We start from the raw sequence: 1616 nt of genomic DNA, 5'->3' as shown, positions 1-1616 counted from the left end.
AGAATTTCTTTTGCAGCGTAAATTTTTAATTGATGGCTACTCGTGTCATTTGGGTCGATTTCAGATTTTGGACAAACCTTTTGTCGCTTGCCTTCATTATTGCCATGTGTGCTCATAGGTTTACTCTAATCAATTCTTGATGGGAGAAGAGGGGGGGCGCTCTTATAAACGCCCTCTGTAGTGTGTATAGTGTGGGTAGTTTGGAATGACATCATGAAGGGTCAAACGGTGCTGCTCTTCATAGGTGCCAAAGAGTTTATCTTCATATTGCTGCTTTGCGATTTGATCTAAAAAAAAACCGTATGCGTCACTGTGCTTTACGAAGTCGTGATATATTTTCCCTTCAAAACACATCTCTTCATTTTGTTTAAGATAGCATTCTGCTACCTCTTCAGAGATATCTTCACAACGGTTAGTTTCAGGTTCAATACGTAAGATTTGAACAGCATTATCGATTTGATCAATAAATTTGATCATGTCCTTTTCTTCTAAGAAAGGTCCGGATTTAGCGAGGTTATCTGCTTCATTTTCGCACATCACTAAGAGAATTTCATCAGAATTGATAAACACTGGTTTTTTCACAAATGCCTCCATACAGCCTATTGGCAAAAGTTATTTTCTAAGATATGGAGTGATTATATGTAAAAAGTGCAAGTGTCAACATAAAAATGTAAAAAGTGCATATTTATGTTAGGTATGTTTTTTTTAAAAATGCACTATCCACAATTTATGGAGATACAAAATGCAAATAGCGGAACAAGATTCTAATCTTTTAAAAGGGTTTTCTCAGAAAGAAAAGGAAACTATTACTTATCTTTTGATTGCCTTAAAAACTCAATATATAAAATCACAGACTTTTTGTTTTCTTCAGAAAGATCACGATAAAAATTCATAAACTCTTGATCAACATCATTGAAGAAATTTGGGGGGGGTTCGTTAAAAAACTCGGCTATTTTAACTAATTCTCCAATACTAATGCTTCTTGATTTTCCATTTTTGTAAGGATTAATCATTCTGCTTATAGTGGATTGATGGATTCCCAAGTAGGCTGCTAATTCTATTTGAGCACCGTGTCCGCGCTCGTTTAATTTTTTTTCTAGCCATTGTTGGATGCTTTTTTCAATATTGCTACTCATAATCTAAACATTATCCTTAAAAATACGTAAAATGCAAAAATGTGAAAGGTGCATTTTTTATTGACATATGTAAAAAGTGCAATTATTTATTGCGCTGTTATGGAGATTACATATGCCTTCGAGATTAATCATAAAATATTTAGGTGGTTTCAAAACTGTAGCAACCATAGTGCAAAGAGATGTGTCGTCTGTTTCTAGATGGCATAGTTTTATACCAGCAAAGCACCAGCAAAAAATTTTAACCTACGCACGAGATCATGGGATAGATTTGCGTCCAGAAGATTTTTTTTATCCCGAGCGCTTGCAGAGATTAATGCAAGAGCAACACCCCCCAATTACGAAAATTTGCAAAAGTTCCAGCGTTGATAGCGCGGGTGACAGTTTACAGCCTTAGGAGATGATGATGGCTATAGAAAAGAAATATGAATTCATAGAACAGGGGGGTATGCTTGGACAACCCGCCGAGTTTTTACATCATAG

At 35.5% G+C, this 1616-nt stretch carries 3 protein-coding genes; 1 reads left to right on the top strand and 2 read right to left on the bottom strand.

Annotation, left to right across the window (positions count from 1 at the left end; translation table 11 throughout):
* Positions 1–162: 162 nt before the first annotated feature.
* Complete coding sequence (locus ABID23_RS07935; RefSeq protein ID WP_354190953.1) at positions 163–582, bottom strand: hypothetical protein; 420 nt, start codon at positions 580–582, stop codon at positions 163–165.
* 224 nt (positions 583–806) lie between these two features.
* Entirely contained in the window at positions 807–1136 is a 330-nt protein-coding gene (locus ABID23_RS07930) for a helix-turn-helix domain-containing protein (RefSeq protein WP_156851527.1), read from the bottom strand.
* Between the two features lie 112 nt (positions 1137–1248).
* Between ABID23_RS07930 and ABID23_RS07925 the strand changes: the two genes are divergently transcribed.
* The gene (locus ABID23_RS07925) at positions 1249–1530 is read left to right on the top strand and encodes a hypothetical protein (RefSeq protein ID WP_354190950.1); all 282 of its coding nucleotides are present in this window, start codon (positions 1249–1251) and stop codon (positions 1528–1530) included.
* Positions 1531–1616: the final 86 nt, after the last annotated feature.

This window comes from Bartonella silvatica (genome assembly GCF_040545155.1).
Taxonomy (GTDB): domain Bacteria; phylum Pseudomonadota; class Alphaproteobacteria; order Rhizobiales; family Rhizobiaceae; genus Bartonella; species Bartonella silvatica.
The sequence above is the reverse complement of the archived record's forward strand: the minus strand, read 5'-3'. Positions and strand labels throughout refer to the sequence as shown.